20 protein-coding genes are annotated in these 16,000 nt (G+C 69.0%); 10 read left to right on the plus strand and 10 right to left on the minus strand.

Annotation, left to right across the window (positions count from 1 at the left end):
• Positions 1 to 227 (minus strand): hypothetical protein (locus ACWEKR_RS25990; protein ID WP_452356687.1); only part of this gene is annotated, 227 nt, incomplete at its 3' end.
• Positions 228 to 517: 290 nt separating this feature from the next.
• Between ACWEKR_RS25990 and ACWEKR_RS25995 the strand changes: the two genes are divergently transcribed.
• Together ACWEKR_RS25995 and ACWEKR_RS26000 are read left to right on the plus strand one after the other, a co-directional pair.
• Positions 518 to 1,243: a hypothetical protein gene (locus tag ACWEKR_RS25995; RefSeq protein ID WP_452356688.1), complete on the plus strand. Its 726-nt coding sequence runs from the start codon at positions 518 to 520 to the stop codon at positions 1,241 to 1,243.
• Between the two features lie 176 nt (positions 1,244 to 1,419).
• Positions 1,420 to 1,797 (plus strand): hypothetical protein, encoded by a 378-nt coding sequence (locus tag ACWEKR_RS26000; protein WP_452356689.1) that lies wholly within the window; start codon positions 1,420 to 1,422, stop codon positions 1,795 to 1,797.
• A 105-nt stretch (positions 1,798 to 1,902) separates the two neighbouring features.
• On the opposite strand, the gene ACWEKR_RS26005 is transcribed toward ACWEKR_RS26000, so the two are convergent.
• Together ACWEKR_RS26005 and ACWEKR_RS26010 are read right to left on the minus strand one after the other, a co-directional pair.
• Entirely contained in the window at positions 1,903 to 2,358 is a 456-nt protein-coding gene (locus tag ACWEKR_RS26005; RefSeq protein WP_452356690.1) for a MerR family transcriptional regulator, read from the minus strand.
• Positions 2,355 to 2,705: a hypothetical protein gene (locus tag ACWEKR_RS26010; protein ID WP_452356691.1), complete on the minus strand. Its 351-nt coding sequence runs from the start codon at positions 2,703 to 2,705 to the stop codon at positions 2,355 to 2,357. Before ACWEKR_RS26010 ends, ACWEKR_RS26005 begins: the two co-directional genes overlap by 4 nt.
• Before the next feature lie 188 nt (positions 2,706 to 2,893).
• On the opposite strand from ACWEKR_RS26010, the gene ACWEKR_RS26015 reads away from it, so the two are divergent.
• Complete coding sequence (locus tag ACWEKR_RS26015; RefSeq protein ID WP_452356692.1) at positions 2,894 to 3,301, plus strand: ATP-binding protein; 408 nt, start codon at positions 2,894 to 2,896, stop codon at positions 3,299 to 3,301.
• A gap of 7 nt (positions 3,302 to 3,308) precedes the next feature.
• Here ACWEKR_RS26015 and ACWEKR_RS26020 read toward each other — a convergent pair whose 3' ends face one another.
• Positions 3,309 to 3,683, minus strand: a complete 375-nt coding sequence (locus ACWEKR_RS26020; RefSeq protein ID WP_452356693.1) for a MerR family transcriptional regulator — start codon at positions 3,681 to 3,683, stop codon at positions 3,309 to 3,311.
• Positions 3,684 to 4,113: 430 nt separating this feature from the next.
• Between ACWEKR_RS26020 and ACWEKR_RS26025 the strand changes: the two genes are divergently transcribed.
• Both ACWEKR_RS26025 and ACWEKR_RS26030 read left to right on the plus strand, forming a co-directional pair.
• The gene (locus ACWEKR_RS26025; protein WP_452356694.1) at positions 4,114 to 4,407 is read left to right on the plus strand and encodes an ANTAR domain-containing protein; all 294 of its coding nucleotides are present in this window, start codon (positions 4,114 to 4,116) and stop codon (positions 4,405 to 4,407) included.
• A gap of 243 nt (positions 4,408 to 4,650) precedes the next feature.
• Positions 4,651 to 5,370, plus strand: a complete 720-nt coding sequence (locus ACWEKR_RS26030; RefSeq protein WP_452356695.1) for a TetR/AcrR family transcriptional regulator — start codon at positions 4,651 to 4,653, stop codon at positions 5,368 to 5,370.
• Positions 5,371 to 5,378: 8 nt separating this feature from the next.
• Here the strand turns inward: ACWEKR_RS26030 and ACWEKR_RS26035 are convergent, their stop codons facing one another.
• Positions 5,379 to 5,882: a hypothetical protein gene (locus ACWEKR_RS26035; RefSeq protein WP_452356696.1), complete on the minus strand. Its 504-nt coding sequence runs from the start codon at positions 5,880 to 5,882 to the stop codon at positions 5,379 to 5,381.
• 147 nt (positions 5,883 to 6,029) lie between these two features.
• Between ACWEKR_RS26035 and ACWEKR_RS26040 the strand changes: the two genes are divergently transcribed.
• The 5 genes from ACWEKR_RS26040 (at position 6,030) to ACWEKR_RS26060 (ending at position 11,648) form a co-directional block, all read left to right on the plus strand.
• The gene (locus ACWEKR_RS26040) at positions 6,030 to 7,385 is read left to right on the plus strand and encodes a hypothetical protein (protein WP_452356792.1); all 1,356 of its coding nucleotides are present in this window, start codon (positions 6,030 to 6,032) and stop codon (positions 7,383 to 7,385) included.
• Entirely contained in the window at positions 7,385 to 8,401 is a 1,017-nt protein-coding gene (locus ACWEKR_RS26045; protein ID WP_452356697.1) for a hypothetical protein, read from the plus strand. The genes ACWEKR_RS26040 and ACWEKR_RS26045 overlap by 1 nt, the downstream gene beginning before the upstream one ends.
• A gap of 1 nt (position 8,402) precedes the next feature.
• On the plus strand, positions 8,403 to 9,929 hold the full coding sequence (locus ACWEKR_RS26050) for a tetratricopeptide repeat protein (RefSeq protein ID WP_452356698.1): 1,527 nt from the start codon (positions 8,403 to 8,405) through the stop codon (positions 9,927 to 9,929).
• On the plus strand, positions 9,926 to 11,182 hold the full coding sequence (locus ACWEKR_RS26055) for a CHAT domain-containing protein (protein WP_452356699.1): 1,257 nt from the start codon (positions 9,926 to 9,928) through the stop codon (positions 11,180 to 11,182). The genes ACWEKR_RS26050 and ACWEKR_RS26055 overlap by 4 nt, the downstream gene beginning before the upstream one ends.
• Positions 11,183 to 11,402: 220 nt before the next feature.
• Entirely contained in the window at positions 11,403 to 11,648 is a 246-nt protein-coding gene (locus ACWEKR_RS26060; protein ID WP_452356700.1) for a hypothetical protein, read from the plus strand.
• Between the two features lie 26 nt (positions 11,649 to 11,674).
• On the opposite strand, the gene ACWEKR_RS26065 is transcribed toward ACWEKR_RS26060, so the two are convergent.
• The 5 genes from ACWEKR_RS26065 to ACWEKR_RS26085 all read right to left on the minus strand — a co-directional run bounded on the left by ACWEKR_RS26065 (position 11,675) and on the right by ACWEKR_RS26085 (position 15,966).
• Positions 11,675 to 12,079, minus strand: coding sequence for a nitroreductase family deazaflavin-dependent oxidoreductase (locus tag ACWEKR_RS26065; protein ID WP_452356701.1), 405 nt, complete (start codon positions 12,077 to 12,079; stop codon positions 11,675 to 11,677).
• Positions 12,080 to 12,175: 96 nt separating this feature from the next.
• Positions 12,176 to 13,015 carry an alpha/beta fold hydrolase gene (locus ACWEKR_RS26070; RefSeq protein ID WP_452356702.1) on the minus strand — a complete coding sequence of 280 codons (840 nt, stop codon included), beginning with the start codon at positions 13,013 to 13,015 and terminating at the stop codon, positions 12,176 to 12,178.
• A gap of 33 nt (positions 13,016 to 13,048) precedes the next feature.
• Entirely contained in the window at positions 13,049 to 13,345 is a 297-nt protein-coding gene (locus tag ACWEKR_RS26075; RefSeq protein ID WP_159846497.1) for a hypothetical protein, read from the minus strand.
• A gap of 98 nt (positions 13,346 to 13,443) precedes the next feature.
• Positions 13,444 to 14,169, minus strand: a complete 726-nt coding sequence (locus ACWEKR_RS26080; RefSeq protein ID WP_452356703.1) for an amino acid ABC transporter ATP-binding protein — start codon at positions 14,167 to 14,169, stop codon at positions 13,444 to 13,446.
• Complete coding sequence (locus ACWEKR_RS26085; RefSeq protein WP_452356704.1) at positions 14,170 to 15,966, minus strand: ABC transporter substrate-binding protein/permease; 1,797 nt, start codon at positions 15,964 to 15,966, stop codon at positions 14,170 to 14,172. It lies immediately after the preceding gene.
• Positions 15,967 to 16,000 lie beyond the last annotated feature (34 nt).

The following is a 16,000-nucleotide window of genomic DNA, read 5'->3' on the forward strand; positions in this document are numbered from 1 at the left end:
CAGGTGAGGACTTCCGGGCCGGAGCATTCCCCGAGGAAAGTCCAGCCGCGTATCCGCATCATGATGTCCAGCCCGGCGAACACCCGCAGGTCCGCTGAGGGCACGGAGTGACCGCAGGGGGTACCCAGCGCCTGCAGCACCGAGGACGGCGGGTATCGGCGATGCCAGATATGCGTGCGCATCGCCGCGATCCACCCCGCCTCACCGCGCGGTGAGACCAAAGACATGTCACCGCCGGATCGCCTGGCGCGGCGGCGGGCTGATTTCCTCTTCGCACCCGACATCGGCGTTCATGCTCGCAGCCGGGCCTACCCGCAACCCAGCAGACACGCCCGCCGCGTGTCGCCGGATCTTCCGGTGCGAGCACGATCCCTACGTGGCCAGTGGGTTCACCGGCCGGTCTGCTCGCTCGACGAGCGGGGTGGATACCTCGATGGTGATAACCGAGCCTTAAGGACTTCGTCAGCCCAACCAAAGATGATCACGGGGCAGAAACACGGCCGACGAACGGATCCCGATGTCGCACACCGAACACCCTGACAGCGCACAGCCAAGGCGTGGTGTCATGCCACGGACGGGCAAGCCACGCACACCGCGCCGTATCGTGTGGATCACCCTGCTGATTGCGGGAATCGTCGCGGTCGCCTTCATCGCGTTCGACTCGGTGTCCTCCGGCAAACTCCCCTGGACGAAGACGACCTACGCCGCGGAAAACGCGACGAATCCCTGCGGTCTCATCGACGGCTCGGTGCTGCGAAAATGGACCGACGCCGATTCGACCACGCGAGAACGCGACCACAACCCTGTTGTCGGCGATCGCCACCACGATTGCACCGCATCGAGCGCTATGCGCGGCCGGTATGCACAGGCCCCGGGAACGGCCATAGACGCAACGATCTCCGTCTCCGCCTCGGTATGGCCCTCACACCGCCGTGCCAGCACCCTCTATGAGAGCCAGGCGAACCCCGCGTGGGAGCCTCACATGGAGTACAGGTCGAGGGGGGACGTGCCGAATCTGGGGCAAAAGGCATACTACGAGCGCGAAGTCATCGAAATCGGGGAGACTACCTGGGTCAACTATCAGATCGGCGTCCTCGATGACAACCTCTATATCGAAGTGGCCATGAGGTTCGAATTCAGCCACTCCCATGGAGTCGCGCCCACAACCACCGCCGATATCGACGACATCCAGCGGACCACCGAACAGCAGGCCCGACGCGCAATGGACCACCTCCGGCGATAGTAGACGAATCGGGGACCCGCGAAGGCGCCTCGCCGAAGCGGGCAACGACCTGGCTTTGCTCGAGATTCTCGTCGTACCGAGCACATCGCATCGACAGACAGGACCTGGATGCCCTACCTGATACGGCCGACCCAGACCGTGGAGTGGATCGACCTCACGGTCGCCGGGAATCAGTCATGACCCGCGACGATGCTCCCGCCCTCCTGCGCGAACGCTTCGTCGTTGAAATCGGCATTCGGCAAGCGTGGCCGTACGTGACATTCGCCGATAATCGTGACGGAGCATCTCCGCGGGAAGTCCGGCTCTACATCGACAGCAGTTTTACTGTGATGCCGGACCCGGCTGTCGTGGTCTCAGCGGAATCGGACGACGAAAGACTAGCGCTGCTACGCCTGGCCGAAGTACTCGACCTGACCGTTCACGACGTCACCGTCGATGACGACGGGAGCTTGATGGTGAGTTTTCACGACAACGTCCGCTTACGCGTGTCTGGGCACAGCCCACCGTGGATTACACACGACGTCTGGTGGCTCACCCCGTACCCTGCCGGATAGCCGCCGCCGAGAACGCCGCGGCGAGCAGGATCGGCGCCACGCAGCAACCAACGCAGAGCAACGCGCCCGACCGATCGGCGCCACCAACGCCGCGAGCCGGTGGGTTCAGCAGTCGCAGTCGCCTCCAGCACCGGCGGCACTGTCGCGGTCGCGCCCTTCGCTGAAGGGCACCGGACAGCATGGGCTTTCACTGCACGCGATCAGGTCGTCGCACCCGGCCTCCAGTGCCGCGCGCAGGGTGTCGCGCACGGCGGTCAGCTCGGCGAGCCGCGCATCGACCTGCGCCAGCTTCGCCGCCGCGCGGGCCTGCAGTCCGGTGTCGGCTCGGCGGTGCCCGAAGTGGGTGACATCGAGCAGATCGGCGACCTCGTCGAGGGTGAATCCGAGCCGCTGGGCGGCCTTGATCACGCGCAGCACCGTCAACGCCTGCTCCGGATACAGCCGATGTCCCCCTAGCGAGCGGTCCGGTTCGGCGAGCAACCCGCGGCGTTCGTAATAGCGCAGCGTCTGGGCGTTCACTCCGGCGGCCGCGGCGAGCTGGCTGGTGCGCAGCCCGGTCAACGTCGGTTCCCGCCGATCGCGGCATCGACCCGGCTCGCGAGCGCGTCGAGGACTTCGACCTGGGTGTCGGGGACCTCGACGCGCAGCACAGGCCCGGTGGTGGTGGTTCGGAAGGTGAAGGCGAACAACGAGCAGCAGGCGGACTCGCGGGCGGCCAGATCGCGGCCGACAGGTTCGGCGTCGAGGTCCAACAGCAACTCCAGCCGCGTGCGTGTCGGCCGATCGGCGCGCCGCACCGACTCGGCGAAGAACCGGTCGAACTCCGCGACCCGCACCGGCTGCTCGGCGGTGGGCAGGGTGCACGAGTCCGGCACCCAGTCCCCGGCGGAGGGCGTGATCATCGTCATGACGCCACGGTAAGCCTGTACCCGGGTACCGGATGCAACCCCGGCCAGCAGCGATTCTCCGCACCTCATGTCGCCGCGGTGCGGGGGGCGGTGGTTTTCGTGGGCGAGCCGCGGGGGTATGTCGTGGACAAGGTGGTGCTGTCCGCATGGAGGCCGGTACCGCGGCGAGTGGAAGGAGGGGGTGCAAGGTGGGTGTTTCGACACTGGATCCGGTGCGCGCCGACGGCACTGTTGTCGAGTGGGATCTCGAGGTGGTGCCGTTGGGGCAGCTGCGGGCTGCGGTGCGGCGCCTGCTCGCGCCGCTCGCCGGTATCGGAGTCGAGGACGCCGTGCAGGTGTGTGACGAGTTGGCCAGCAACGCTGTCGTGCATGCCCGCGCGCCGCGTGGTTGCCGGTTGATGGTGGTCGACCGCGGCGACTGGTTGCGTGTGGAGGTCGACGACGCTTCGCCCGCGCCGGCACGGATCCGCCGACCGGATCACACCGGCGGGCGGGGGTTGATCCTGGTCGATCAGCTGGCCACCCGCTGGGGTGTGGGCTACCACGACCGCGGCAAGACGGTGTGGGCCGAACTGGGCACCCGCGGCCGCGGCTGATCGAAGCTCAGCTGTCGCGGTCCGGCCCGGGCGGGTCTTTCCGGGTGAGTTCGGCGTTGAGTTCGCGTGCTTGGGTGAGTTGGTCTTCCAGGACGATGATCCGGCACGCCGCCTCCAGCGGTGTGCCCGCGTCGACCAGCGCGCGGACCCGCGCGGCGATCCGCAACTGGGAGCGGGAGTAGCGGCGGTGCCCGCCCGGTGAGCGCTGCGGTGTCAGCAGTTCGGCGGCGTCGAGGCCGCGGAGGAAGGCGGGAGTGACGCCGAGGATTTCCGCGGCCCTGCCCATGCTGTAGGCGGGGTAGTTCTCGTCATCCAGCCGGTCGGCGGCACTGGAAGCGTCGGTCGGGTCAGCGGGGTCGATGGGGTCATTCGATTGCTGCACAACACCTCTGGGGTTCAACGTCGACAGGCCCCGGCGCGCGGTGCGCCGGGGCCTGGGATCGAGGGGGTTTCACGTCGATCCCGCCGGTCGGATGGTAGAGCCGACCGCGGGGACCGCGCCCGGCAACAGCCCGGGACGCGGAATCTGGGAAGAGCTGTTCAGTAACCACCTCCTGGGGCGCCGGACGTGTCTGCGGAGTTCGTCATCCCCTCCGGCGGCCCGGCCGACTGCACCGGATTCTCTTCTCCGCCGGAGGGGATGGTGGATCTTGCTTCCGGTGCAGTTCACCTGCCCGGCCAACCAGACTTCTCATCTCCAACACCAGTGAATGTACACCCCATCTTCCATAATGTCTACATCCTGCGATACAGATTTTTCCGTTTCGCGGGGAGGGGTTTTCTACACGCCGCACCTTGGGTAGGGGTGGGATGTGGACATCGAACAGCCCCTACCGCCCGGTGATGCCGATAGGTTCGCGTTCGAGGCCGGCCGCGCGGTGATCGAGCAGGCCAAAGGGATGCTGATGCTGGTGTACGGGATCGGCGAGCAGCAAGCGTTCGCGCTGCTACGGTCCTGCTCCCAGCACACCAACGTGCGACTACGCGAACTGGCTCAGCGGATCCTCACCGAACTACCGACCACGGGCGGGCAAGCCGCGCCAGCCCCGTTACGCGTCGATCTGAACCGCATCCTGGCCGGACATCCCCCGCCCTCCGCCCGATGAAGCCACTCGCGATCCTGCCCCAGCCGCGGCACCCGCCGCGCGGATCAGCCCGCCCGAGCTTGTGGACCCCACGCCCGAGCGGCGGAGCGCCCTACGACATCGAGCTCTTCTCGCGACGACGGTCACGATTTCCAGCAATCATGCGTACGACGTTCGCCTATGCGCACGTTGCTCTCACGTGTAATGAGCGTACGCACTGAGCGAACGACGTGCGCTATGGTGGCGGTCGACGGAAGGAGCGTTATGTCCGCGGAGAAACAGCAGGTGGCGTCGGTGTGGACACGCCCGAGGCGGGGCCGGGAGCAACCGGCCCTGAGCAGGGAACAGATCGTGGCCGAGGCCGTCGCGCTCCTGGACGCGGAGGGCATGGAGGCGCTGAGCATGCGCCAGCTCGGCGCGCGTCTGAACGCGGGCGCCACCTCGCTCTACCGCCACGTGGCCAATCGGGACGAGCTGATCGAGCTGGTGGTCGACGAGGTCTACGGCGAGATCAGCGTCCCGGAGATCGATGACCCGGCGAACTGGCGCAGCGCCACGCTGGAGTGCGCGCAGAGCCTGCGCGCGATGATTCTCCGGCATCCATGGATGGCCTCGACCCTCGGCCAGGTCGGGCTGTCGTACCTGGGTCCGAACGTGATGCGGCTCAACGACCGGATGGTGGGGTTGTTCGAAGCGGGCGGCTTCCCCACCGAGGAGGCGCCCGACGGCATCGGCGCCATGATCAGCTATGTGGTCGGCATGGGCATCACCGAAGCGGCTTATCTGACCATGCTGGCCCGCAGCGGGCAGACCGAGAAAGAGTGGCTGGACCGATTACGGCCTGCCGCCGAAGAAGCGGCGCGAGAGTTCCCCCGGATCGTGCAGGAGAACTGGGATCAAAACCCGGAACAGTTGCGCGAGCGAAAGTTCCGCTACGGGCTGGACCGGGTGCTGGACGGGCTGGCGGCGCGTCGCGATACCTGACCGCTACTTCACCTCCCCTGGTTGGCGACGAACGCCTGGACAGCGTCGAGGAACTCCGGGCCGCCCGCGGCGTATCCGCCGACGGTTCCACCGATCAGTACACCCACGGGGATGCTGACGCCCCAGATCAGAGGCATACACGCCCCGAGGAGGCCGCCCACGATGGCACCGCCGACGACGCCGGGCAGGTTCTTGTTGATCTGCTCCTTGAGCCGGTCGTAGGAGCTGATGTCTGCCGGTTGGGCGATATCCTCCGCCGTCGGAGTCGGTGTCAGGGTGCCGCCGTCCGCCTCGGTCTGCTGCGCGATCGCGATCGAACTACCGTCGACAGCGTCCCATTGCGGCACTTCGGTCGCCGTCGCTTCGGCGCCGGGCTCGAGCACCACCGCACCGTTGTCGATCACCGCAGTCGGCTGCTCCATTACGGACGGCTCTGCGTGGGCGGTCGCCGCCGTGATGACCACGGCCGAGAGGGCCATGACAACGGCGGCAGTGATTCTCTCGAACTTCATTCTTCGAATCCCTCCACTCAGCTGCCCCTGATGGGCGGACCGAGTCCGACCTTAGGCGTCGAATTCGGTGGCGTGTGGTACGCCACACGGACGGCTTCGGGATGAAGTCGTGGCCAATACACTCAGCCCATGCGACGACCGCGCGCCATGGTGCTCGATGAGGTGTGGCGCAAGCTCGGCGGTGTCGAACCGCTCAGCGGCCCGCACGGTGGTCCGCTGCGCCGGACCGTGAAGCTCCTGCTCGACCCGCTGGTGATCCGCCCGGTGCAGCATCCGCTGTGCGCCGGGCCGATCCTGACGGCGGACGGCGCGGTGTTGCTGGAGGCGCGGATCCATGCCGCGGCGGATGCGCTGCGGGCGACGGCGGCCTGGTTCACGGTGCTCAAGCAGGTGCGGCGCACCCTGCGGATCACCGAGGGGCATCCGCAGGATCTGTACTTCCAGCGCTGTTTCGAGCTGGCGACCACCTCGGGTATGCCGGACCCGGCGCGGGCTCGCGCGGTCGCGGAGGACGCGCTGCGCGAGATCCACGAGTACACCGCGGGACGCACCACGCAGGCGCTGAAGGAGTACCTCACCGACCACGACCGGGAACGGGAACTGGCCGGGCTGCTCGAGCTGGCCTGGCGACGGCGTCCGCTCACCGGTCCGCCGGGCGACCACGACGCCGAGGTGGACGGACTGCTGGAAGCCTGTGCGTCGGCACGGCTCGGCGCCGACGCCGACGGACAGCGGATCCTGGACCGGCTGGTCGCGACCCATGCCGGTACCCACATGGGAATCCGGTTGTGGCAGGACGCATCCGAGCAGTCCGCTCAGGAGCTGGGGTTGACCGCGCAGCCGGTGCCGCAGCGGCCCGCGATCGGCTCTTCGGCCTCGAAATCGACCCTCGGGCTCCCGTTCGATCGCACCGTGTACGAGCGGGTGTTCACGGTGTTGCAGGCGTCCACCGATCGTGCGGAGCTGCCGCCGATCCCCGAGTTGGTCGACGCCGAGATCGCCCGGAGTTGCGCACCGTGGGCGCTGCTGGACGAGTCGCTGCGGGTGACCGCGACGGCGGGAACCGCGCTGGCGAGCGGCTTGGCGCCCATCGAGCACCGCAGCGGACCCTCGACGGGACGACCGCGTCTGCGTCTGGCCGAAACCACACCCGAGACAACACGGTCCACGGCGCATCAGCTGGTCAACAGCCGGTGGCAGCGGGAAGCCTATGTGTTGCAGGCGCGGCGGCTGGTGGTGTCCGCCGAGCCGCGCACGGGCCCGTTGGCCGCCATCGCCGCCGAGCTGACCACGCCGTGGCGACCGTACCTGCGCCGATTGTGGGTGCGCCTGCACGGCAGGGATGTCCGGGAGTTCGCGATCTACGACCCGGACGAGTTGTGGGATCTGCTCGACGGGGTGGCGCGGTCGGTGATCCTGGACCATCGCACGCGGGTCAAGCGGGTGCTGAGCGTGCGGGCGAGCGCGGGTGAGCCGGACGCGGCGGAATCGAAGGCGAGCTGATGACCACCGTACGCATCCGCCGTCGAGACGGCCTGTGGATCATCGCGCCGGACGACGCGCCGACCGTCATGGACGACGCAGCCGGGGTGGACGTGCTCGTACTCGAGGTGGCGGGCGGCCACTTGACGTGGAGCCTGCTCAGCGAGCAGGTCACTCCGGCGGCCGTGATCGACGACTTGGCCCTCGCACAGGAGTGGGTCTGGGCGATGTACGGCGAGGAGGTCGCCCTCGCCCTCGATGAAACAGCGGGCGAAGGGGAATACCGGGCCGAGCCGGCGCTGCCGGATCTCGCCGCCCGCACGTGGCGGCTGGGTTACGCGCGCTGGGCGGCGCGCTGGTGGCCCGCGTCGGCGCTGGACGGCATCGCCCCACTGGACGAGCGCCTGCTCGAGGACGAGATCGCCACACTGAGCGAGGAATGCGACCTGATCGTCGACGGCGCCGACGCGGCTCCGGAAGAACGCGCGGCCGCCGAAACCCTCGGCCGCGCGGAGGATTACGCGCTGGCCGCCGGGCCCGCCACCCTCGCTGCGCCCGGCGCGCTCGTCCTGGCCAGGGGCACCGCGGGCTGGGATTGGCAGCGCTGCCCGCCCGGCCTGCTCGACGCCTCGGAACGCGCCGTGTCCTGGGAGGTGGTGCGCGAGGCCGGCGCGACGATCGTGCGGGTGAGCGCGGTCGCCGCCCCGCTCTCGGCCGAGGACGTTCCCGCGCACCTGCATCCCCGCGCCGGAATTCGCACCGCGACCGACGCCACCGAGGTGGCGTTGGTCCGCGAGGGCGAACTCTGGCGGGCCGAGACCGCGGCCCCAGCCGGTGCGGAAGCGGGCGTGAGCGTGCACGTCTACGTGCCGGGCGTCGGCGTGGACGAGCCGGAACCGGACGCCGAGAACCGGCGTGCACGGATTCGCGACCTGGTCACGGCACGGCTGCGCCGCACCGACGGCGCGCCCGACAACCCGGTGGACGCGCCGCTGCTGGCGGAGATAGCCGCCGCCGCGTCGGATTCGGACTTCTGACATGGCCGACGAGACACCGGACGACGGCCGGGAACTACTCGCCGCGGGCGCCGCCGCCTACACCGGCGGGGACCCGGCCGAGGCCAAGCGCCTGTTCGAGGACGCCGCCGAGCGCACCACCGGCGACATCCGGCTCGGCGCGATCATCAACGCCGCGAGCATGGCCGACGAGCTCGGCGACCACGCCGCCTCGCTCGCCCTCTACCGCTCGGCACTGGCCGAAATGCCCGTGGACGCCCCGCGATTGCGGCCGAACGCCCTGGTCAACATGTCGCAAGCGCTACAGCATCTCGGCGAGCTGGACGCGGCGCAGGCGGCGCTGGAACAGGCACGCGCCTTGCTCGCCGACAACACCGACACCGATCTGGGCGTGCTGCGCGTGGCCTGCCTGCTCTCGCTCACCGCCGTCGCGTTGCACCGCCAGAGCTGGGCCTACGCCGCCGAACTGGCCACCGAGTCACTCGCCGCGGCACGCCGTTTCGCACCGCAACTCGCCGGCCATCCACTGATGAACCTCGCGGCCACGTACTTCGAGACCGGCCGCCGTGACCTGGCGGTCGATTTCGCGCGGCAAGCCCTCGCCGCGTTCGAGTCCGCGGGCGATCGCAACGCGGTCGCGGAGACCGAACAGAACCTCGCCACCATGCTCGTCCGCCTCGAGCGTTACGACGAGGTGGAGGCGCCGCTGCGCTCCAGTCAGGCCTATTTCGAGCGAGCCGGGTTGGAGCACCGGGCCGGGATCGGTCTGAAGATCATGGGATTTCTCGCCGAGGGCCGCGGTGATCCGGCGAGTGCGCGGGACTGCTACGAGCGGAGCCTGGCGTATTTCGTGGCGTCCGGCGCGGTGCTCGATGCCGCAGACCTGCGCATTCGCACGGCGACCGTGGCGTTCAGGGCGGGGCAGGTCGACGAATGCGAGCAACTGCTCGCTGCGGCGTTCGCGATCTATGCCGAACGCGGCCTCGGCCTGCACTGCGCCCAGCTCGATTTCTGGCACGCGACGCTGCTGGAAGGCGCGATCAGCGCGACCGCGTCGCCGTCCGCGGAGTTGCTCGGGCGTGCGGTCGGCATCGCCGTTCCGGCCGCGCTGGCCATCGACGCCGTCCGTCACACATTGCCGAACGGCACGCAGCGCGAGCAGTGGAACCGGCAGATCGCCGACCCGGCGATGCGGTTGGCGTTCCGCTTCGCCTACCTTTCCGGCGATGGCGTCCTCGTCACCGACTTGATCGAAACACAGTGCGCTGGGACCGCTTTGGCGCTGGATCGGACGGAGCGGACCACTCCGACCCGGCTTCCGCTGGACTTGCCGGATCCGCCGGAGGACTTCATCGATCACCCCGGCAGCGCCGCCCTGCAGCTGGGCGCCGCCCTGGCCGAGGTCGCGGCGGGCGCGGGCCTGCCGGTCGCCCCGCCGCCGCGGCTGGCCCCGGCCGGGGAAGGACGGATCGCGCTCGCGCCGTTCATCGCCGCCGCCGAACAGCGCTACGGCCGGGTGATCCGCGACGACCGGGTGCTGACGGTATGACGCGACCGACGGTGCTCGTCCGCATGGCGGACGCGGGCGACATCTACGTGTCGTGGCGATGGGTCGACGACAGCGCACCCCGGGGCGCGGGCGTGCTTCCGGAAGACGCGGCGATGCGCGCGGTCGCCCTGCTGACCGGCGCGCTGCCGCACCCCGCCGAGCCCGGCGGCCTCGAGCGGGCTCTCACCACCGGCGCGTTCGCCGACTACGAGCGCGAATACTCCGTGGCGCAGGAGCTTTCCCGGGCGCTGCTGCCCTACGGCCTGGCCGCGCAGCTCTACGAGTTGTGGCAGCGCGGCGTGCGTCCGCATATCCGGCTGCAACCGTCACCGCGGGTCGCCCAGGTGCCGTGGGAAATCATCGCGCCGGACCGCGACGTCCGGTTGCTCGACATCGCCGACGTCAGCCTGCTCGCTGCGGCGAGCGTGGTGCAAGCGCCGGGCCGGATCGCGCGCACCTGGACGGACACCGCCGCGGGTCCGGTCGTCGCGGTGCTGGATCCGCGCGTTCCCGGCTTCCGCGCCGATTCGACGCTGGGCTCGGTGCTGGGCCGGATGACCGCCGAAGCCCCGCTCGCGCAACGCATGGCGGAGTACGCCGCGAACGGCCGATTGCGGCCCGCGGCACCGGACCCGGTGGCGGCTTTCCGGCGCACCGATGTCGATCGCCACTGGCTCGGCGCCGTCCTGCGCGCGGGCGCGAGCCGCTTGATCTACGTCGGGCACGTCTCCGCCGCCGCGCCCGAATCCGGTCGCAGCGAGGACGCCCAGTTGCACCTGGCCTGCACCGCCGACGCCGTCGGCTTCGCCGAACCGGCCCGCACACACCGGCCGCTCTCGGCCAAAGACCTGTTGCTCGGCACGCACACCCTGGACGCGGATCCCGTTGCCGGCGCGCGGCTGTGGCCGATGCCGAGCCGGGTCGCGCTGATCGCCTGTGAGAGCGGTGGCGACCTGCGGTTCAGCGAAGCGCTCGGCCTGACCGCCGCGATGATCACCGCCGGCGCGGAACTGGTCACCGCGGGCCGGTGGGCGCTGCCCACGGATTTCGCCTTCCAGCGCGTCGCGGGCGCGCCCGCGCACGCCCTCCCGCTGCAGGAAGCCGTCTGCGCCATCGACGCGGCGCACGAACAACCCGACCCGGTGACCGCCCTCGCCGCATGGCAGCGCGACCGCATGGCCGCATGGCGCGACACCGGCCGGATCGAGCACTCCCCGGTGCTCTGGGCAGCCTTCGCCACCGTGTGCGCCTGATTCGGGCAAACCATGCCCTCCGGTCTCCATATAGCTGTCTACGTGCGGCGATGCCGTGAGAACGAATCGGAAACGGGTAACGCTACTGATGCGCAAACCGACACTCAGCATCGAACGTGTGGATAAGCTCGAACGCCTCAGCCATCACGATTCGCGAGCAGGAGACGTAGTCAAACCAGTCGGATGACCGCCTCGACCGGCCTCTGAGGAGCCCACCACAATGCGCTACTACGCCGTCTACGACAACGACGGAAACATCGCCACCATCCTCGGACAACCCGACGACGCGCCGCCGTTGCGCCCCGCCGCCTTGCACCGGGGACAACGGCTCACCGAACTGGCCCTACCGGAAGGGGTCCTCGACCCTGCCGACCCGGACAACTTGACCGTTCTGCTCGACCTGGTCGCCGACCGGCGAGTGGACGCGACTGCCTGCGCTCGCTCCGACACGCACGCGAGCCGCTAGCCACCGGCAGGGCGACGCGCGGGTCGTCACGCCCGAGTCAGCGCGACCACCGGGATGATCCGGGAAGTCTGCATCTCGTGTTCGGCGAAGAACGGATAGGTGCTCTTCAGCATCGCCCAGGTGCGGGCACGGTCGTCGCCGGTCAGCGTGGTGCCCCGCGCCGGATAGTCCTCACCGCCCACCTCGACGGTGACGCGCGGGTCCGCGCGCAAGTTCAGGTACCAGTCGGGATGTTTCGGCGCGCCGATATTGGACGCGACGATCAACAGCCGATCGCCGTCGCGGTGGTACATCAGCGGAGTGGTGTACGAGACGCCGGTTCTGCGACCGGTCGTGGTCAGCAGGATCAGTCGGTCGCGTTGCATGCCGTCGATCGCGCCGCCCGCGCGGAATTGCGCGATGGTTCGCCGGTTGACTTCCTGGACGTCCACGGTTCACCTCCCTCGGCCTCGATGCACGAGCCTCAGCCTTCCCTCTGGTCGCAGCCCTGTCCGGGAAACGCCGGGATCGGCAGCGCACCAGCGCATTCAGTCCCGATGGGCGAGCAGGTGCTGGATCAGCAGCCGGGTCAGCGCCTCGGGCGCCTCCTCGGGAACCCAGTGCGAGACGTCCTCGAGCATCTCGAACCGGTACGGGCCGGACACGTATTTCCCGGTGGTCAGCGCCGCCGTGGGGCCGACGGTCGCGTCCTCGGTGCCCCAGACGTACAAGGTGGGCACGCACGCCGGACCGGTCGGACCCCCGAGATCCATGGCGCGATACCAGTTCAGCGCCGCGGTGAGCGCGCCCGGCCGCGCCAGCCTGCGCACGTACTCATCGACGCGTTCCTCCGGGATCTTCCACTCGAAGATCCGGCGCAATGCGGCGCAATCGTCGGCCAGCAGGGCCCGCTCCGCGGTCCGTGGCCGGCGCAGCTCGATCAGGTGGCGCGAGCGCTGCGCTTGGTCCTCGTCCTCGGCCATCGCCTGCTGGAGTGCGGCGGGATGCGGATGCGACACCGCGGCGAAGGTGCGGATCCGCTGTGGCAGTTCCGCCGCCACCGCCCATCCGACCAGCGCGCCGCAGTCGTGGCCGATCAAGTCGAAGCGGTCCCACCCCAGCGCGTCGGCCACGGCGATCACATCGCCGGCCAGCTCTTCGATCCGGTAATCGGCCGCACGTTCGGGCCGGACACCTGGGGAATACCCGCGCTGGTCCGGCGCGACGACGTGGCACCCGCCTCCGCCGAGCACACCGAGCTGGTACTCCCACTCGCGCGCTCCCTGCGGAAACCCGTGCAGCAGCAGCACCTCCCGGTCACCGGGAGCACCGGCGGCCAGTACGTCGAAGGTTCCCGCCGCGGTGCGAAGCTCGAGTTCGTCGATCACCCGCCCGACTCTAGAACCCGGTACCGACGCGACTCAGTGCTCGTCGAAGTGGCCGTCGTGCGGGGCGTGGCGGTGGCCGTCGTGCACGTAGTCGACGTGGTCCCCGTGCTGGACGGACTCGTGGCCGCAGTTGGGACCGTGCTGATGCGGATGGTCGCGGCATTCGGTGTGCTCGGAGTGCTCGCACTCGTCGTAGTGACCCTGATGTTCGCGATGCAGATGACCATCGTGGGCGTAGTCGATGTGATCGCCGTGCTGGAACGCCGTGTGCCCGCAGTCCGGGCCGTGGACATGGTCGTGGCCGGTGTGCTGCGCATGTGCTGTGGTCATCGAATTTCCCTCTTCCCTGATGCGGATAGCTGGAATCGTGATGACAAATACATTAGCAGATGCGCATCAATCAAGATTGCCTCGAGTGCGCTGTGGGCTCAGAGCACCTGGGCGAGGAACCTCTGCAAACGCGGCGTCTGCGCGTCGTCGAACAAGGCGTCGGGCGTACCGGTCTCCACGACCTGCCCGCGGTCCATGAACACCACGCTGTCGGACACCGTGCGGGCGAAGCCCATCTCGTGGGTCACCACGACCATCGACATGCCGCCGGAGGCGAGGTCGGCCATCAGCGCGAGCACCCCCTTCACCAGCTCGGGGTCCAGCGCCGAGGTGGCCTCGTCGAAGAACATGATCTCCGGCCGCATGGCCAGCGCCCGCGCGATGGCGACGCGCTGCTGTTGCCCGCCGGACAGGTTGGCCGGACGCGCGTCCGCTTTGTCGGCCAGGCCGACGATCTCCAACTGTTCGACGGCCAGCGCCCGCGCCTCGTCCTTGGACAGGCCGCGCAACTTGCGCGGACCCAGCGCGACATTCTCCGCGACCGTCTTGTGCGGGAACAGATTGAATTGCTGGAACACCATGCCGATGCGCTGGCGCAACCGGTCCGGGTTCTCGGTCAGCACGGACTTGCCGTCCAGCAGCACGTCGCCCTGATCGGGCTCGTAGAGCCGGTTCAGCACCCGCAGCAGGGTCGACTTACCCGACCCGGACGGCCCGATGACGGTGGCGGTCTTGCCCGCGTCGACGTGGATGTCGATCCCGCGCAGCACGTGGTTGTGCCCAAGCGTGAGATGCAGTCCGGTACCGGTGAGGGAGGCACTCATCTATCCGCGCCCTTCCGTGATCGTGGCCGCCTCCACCTGGTCGATCGGCCGGTCGGGTCGGCCGGTGCGCATCCGGCGGTCGATGTAGTTCACCAAGTGGGTGAGCGGGATGGTCAGGATCAGGTAGACCAGGCCCGCGGCCACCAGCGGCGAGAGATTGCCGGTCTGCGCGTTGAGATCGCGGCCGACGGCGAACAGCTCGCGCTGGGTGGCGAGCAGGCCGAGGAAGTAGATCAGCGAGGAATCCTTGATGAGGGCGATGAACTGGTTGACCAAAGCCGGGAGCACTCGGCGCACGCCCTGCGGGATCACCACCAGCGTCATCGCCTGGCGGTAGCCGAAACCGATGGCGCGCGCCGCTTCCAGCTGCCCGGTCTCGACCGACTGGATGCCGGAGCGGAAGATCTCGCCGATGTAGGCCGAGGCGAGCAGCGCCAGCGCCACCGCGCCGAGCCAGTAGGGGTTGTTGCCGGTGAGGTTGCGCACCACCGGGCCGACACCGAGACCGATCAGCAGGATGATGACCACGGCGGGCAGACCGCGGAAGATGTCGGTGTACACCCGCGCGGGCCAGCGCAACCAGCGAGTACGCGATATTCCGGCGACCGCGAGGAGCATGCCGAGGACGGTGCCGAGCGCACCCGAGACCACCGCCAGGATCAGCGTATTGGGCAGACCGGTCTGGAGCAGGTCGGGAAATGCCTTGCGGTACAGCGACCAGTCGAAGAACGTGTCCTTCAACTGCTGCACCGTGGATTTCGGCGCGTTCTGCGCGGTTTCGTCCTTCTGCTTGCCCGCGGCGAGCGCGGCGAAGTCCGGCAGCTGTGGCGCGGGGGCGGCCTTCGAGCCCGGCTTCCAGCCCGGCGGCAGCTGGCGGGGCACCCAGTCGGTGTACAGCTTGGCGTAGGTGCCATCGGCGATCACCGCGTCCAGGCCGCTGTTCAGCGCGTCGATCAGCGGCTGGTTGTTCTTGGCGACCGCGTAGCCGACGAAATTGTCCAGACTGAAGGTGTTCTGCGACACCGACGTTCCGTCACCGGGCTTGATCGCGCCCTCGGCTTGGGCGGAGGGGGCGACCCAGGCGTCCACCTGACCGGACTTCAGGTTGGCGTAGGCGGTGTTGTAGTCCGGGAACTTCACCGGGTCCAACCGCAGTTGGTTCACCACGAATTCGTCCTGCACGGTGCCCTGCACCACCGCGATCCGGGTGTTCCGGTTCAGGTCGGCGAATCCTTCGACCGCGCTACCGGTCGGCACCACCAGGGAGAAGTAGCCGAAGTCGTAGCCGTTGGTGAAGCCGACCAGCTGGCGGCGCGCGTCCGTGGTGGTGACGTTGGACGAACCCACGTCGAAGCGGCCGCCGGACACTTGAGCGAGCAGCCCGGCGAACTCGGTGCCGGAGAATTCCACCTGGAGGCCGAGCTTGGCCCCGATCGCCTTCAGCAGTTCGTTGTCGAAGCCGGTGAACGTGCCCTGCCGGTCGACGCAGATGCTCGGCGGCGCGTCCGACAGCGTGCCGACACTGAGCTTGCCCGGCGTGATCAACCCGAGTTTCGAGACGTCGATCGAGCTCAGCGGCACGGTGGCAGCGGTGGTATAGCGGTCGCTGCCCGCGGCGGCCGAGGAGGCCAGGTTGGTGGGCGCGGCGGAGGCCGCGGCCAGGCCGGGCGGTGCGCAGAGGTTGCGCTCGGTGACCGCGTCGTCGGAGCCGGAACCACACGCCGTCGCGCTGAGACCGACGGCAAGCAATATCACGGCGATCAACGCACGAGATCGCACAGCGGGCAGAACAGCCATGACGGACAACCCTAGCCGTGGAAATCTGCTATTC

It is taken from the genome of Nocardia sp. NPDC004573 (genome assembly GCF_053602135.1).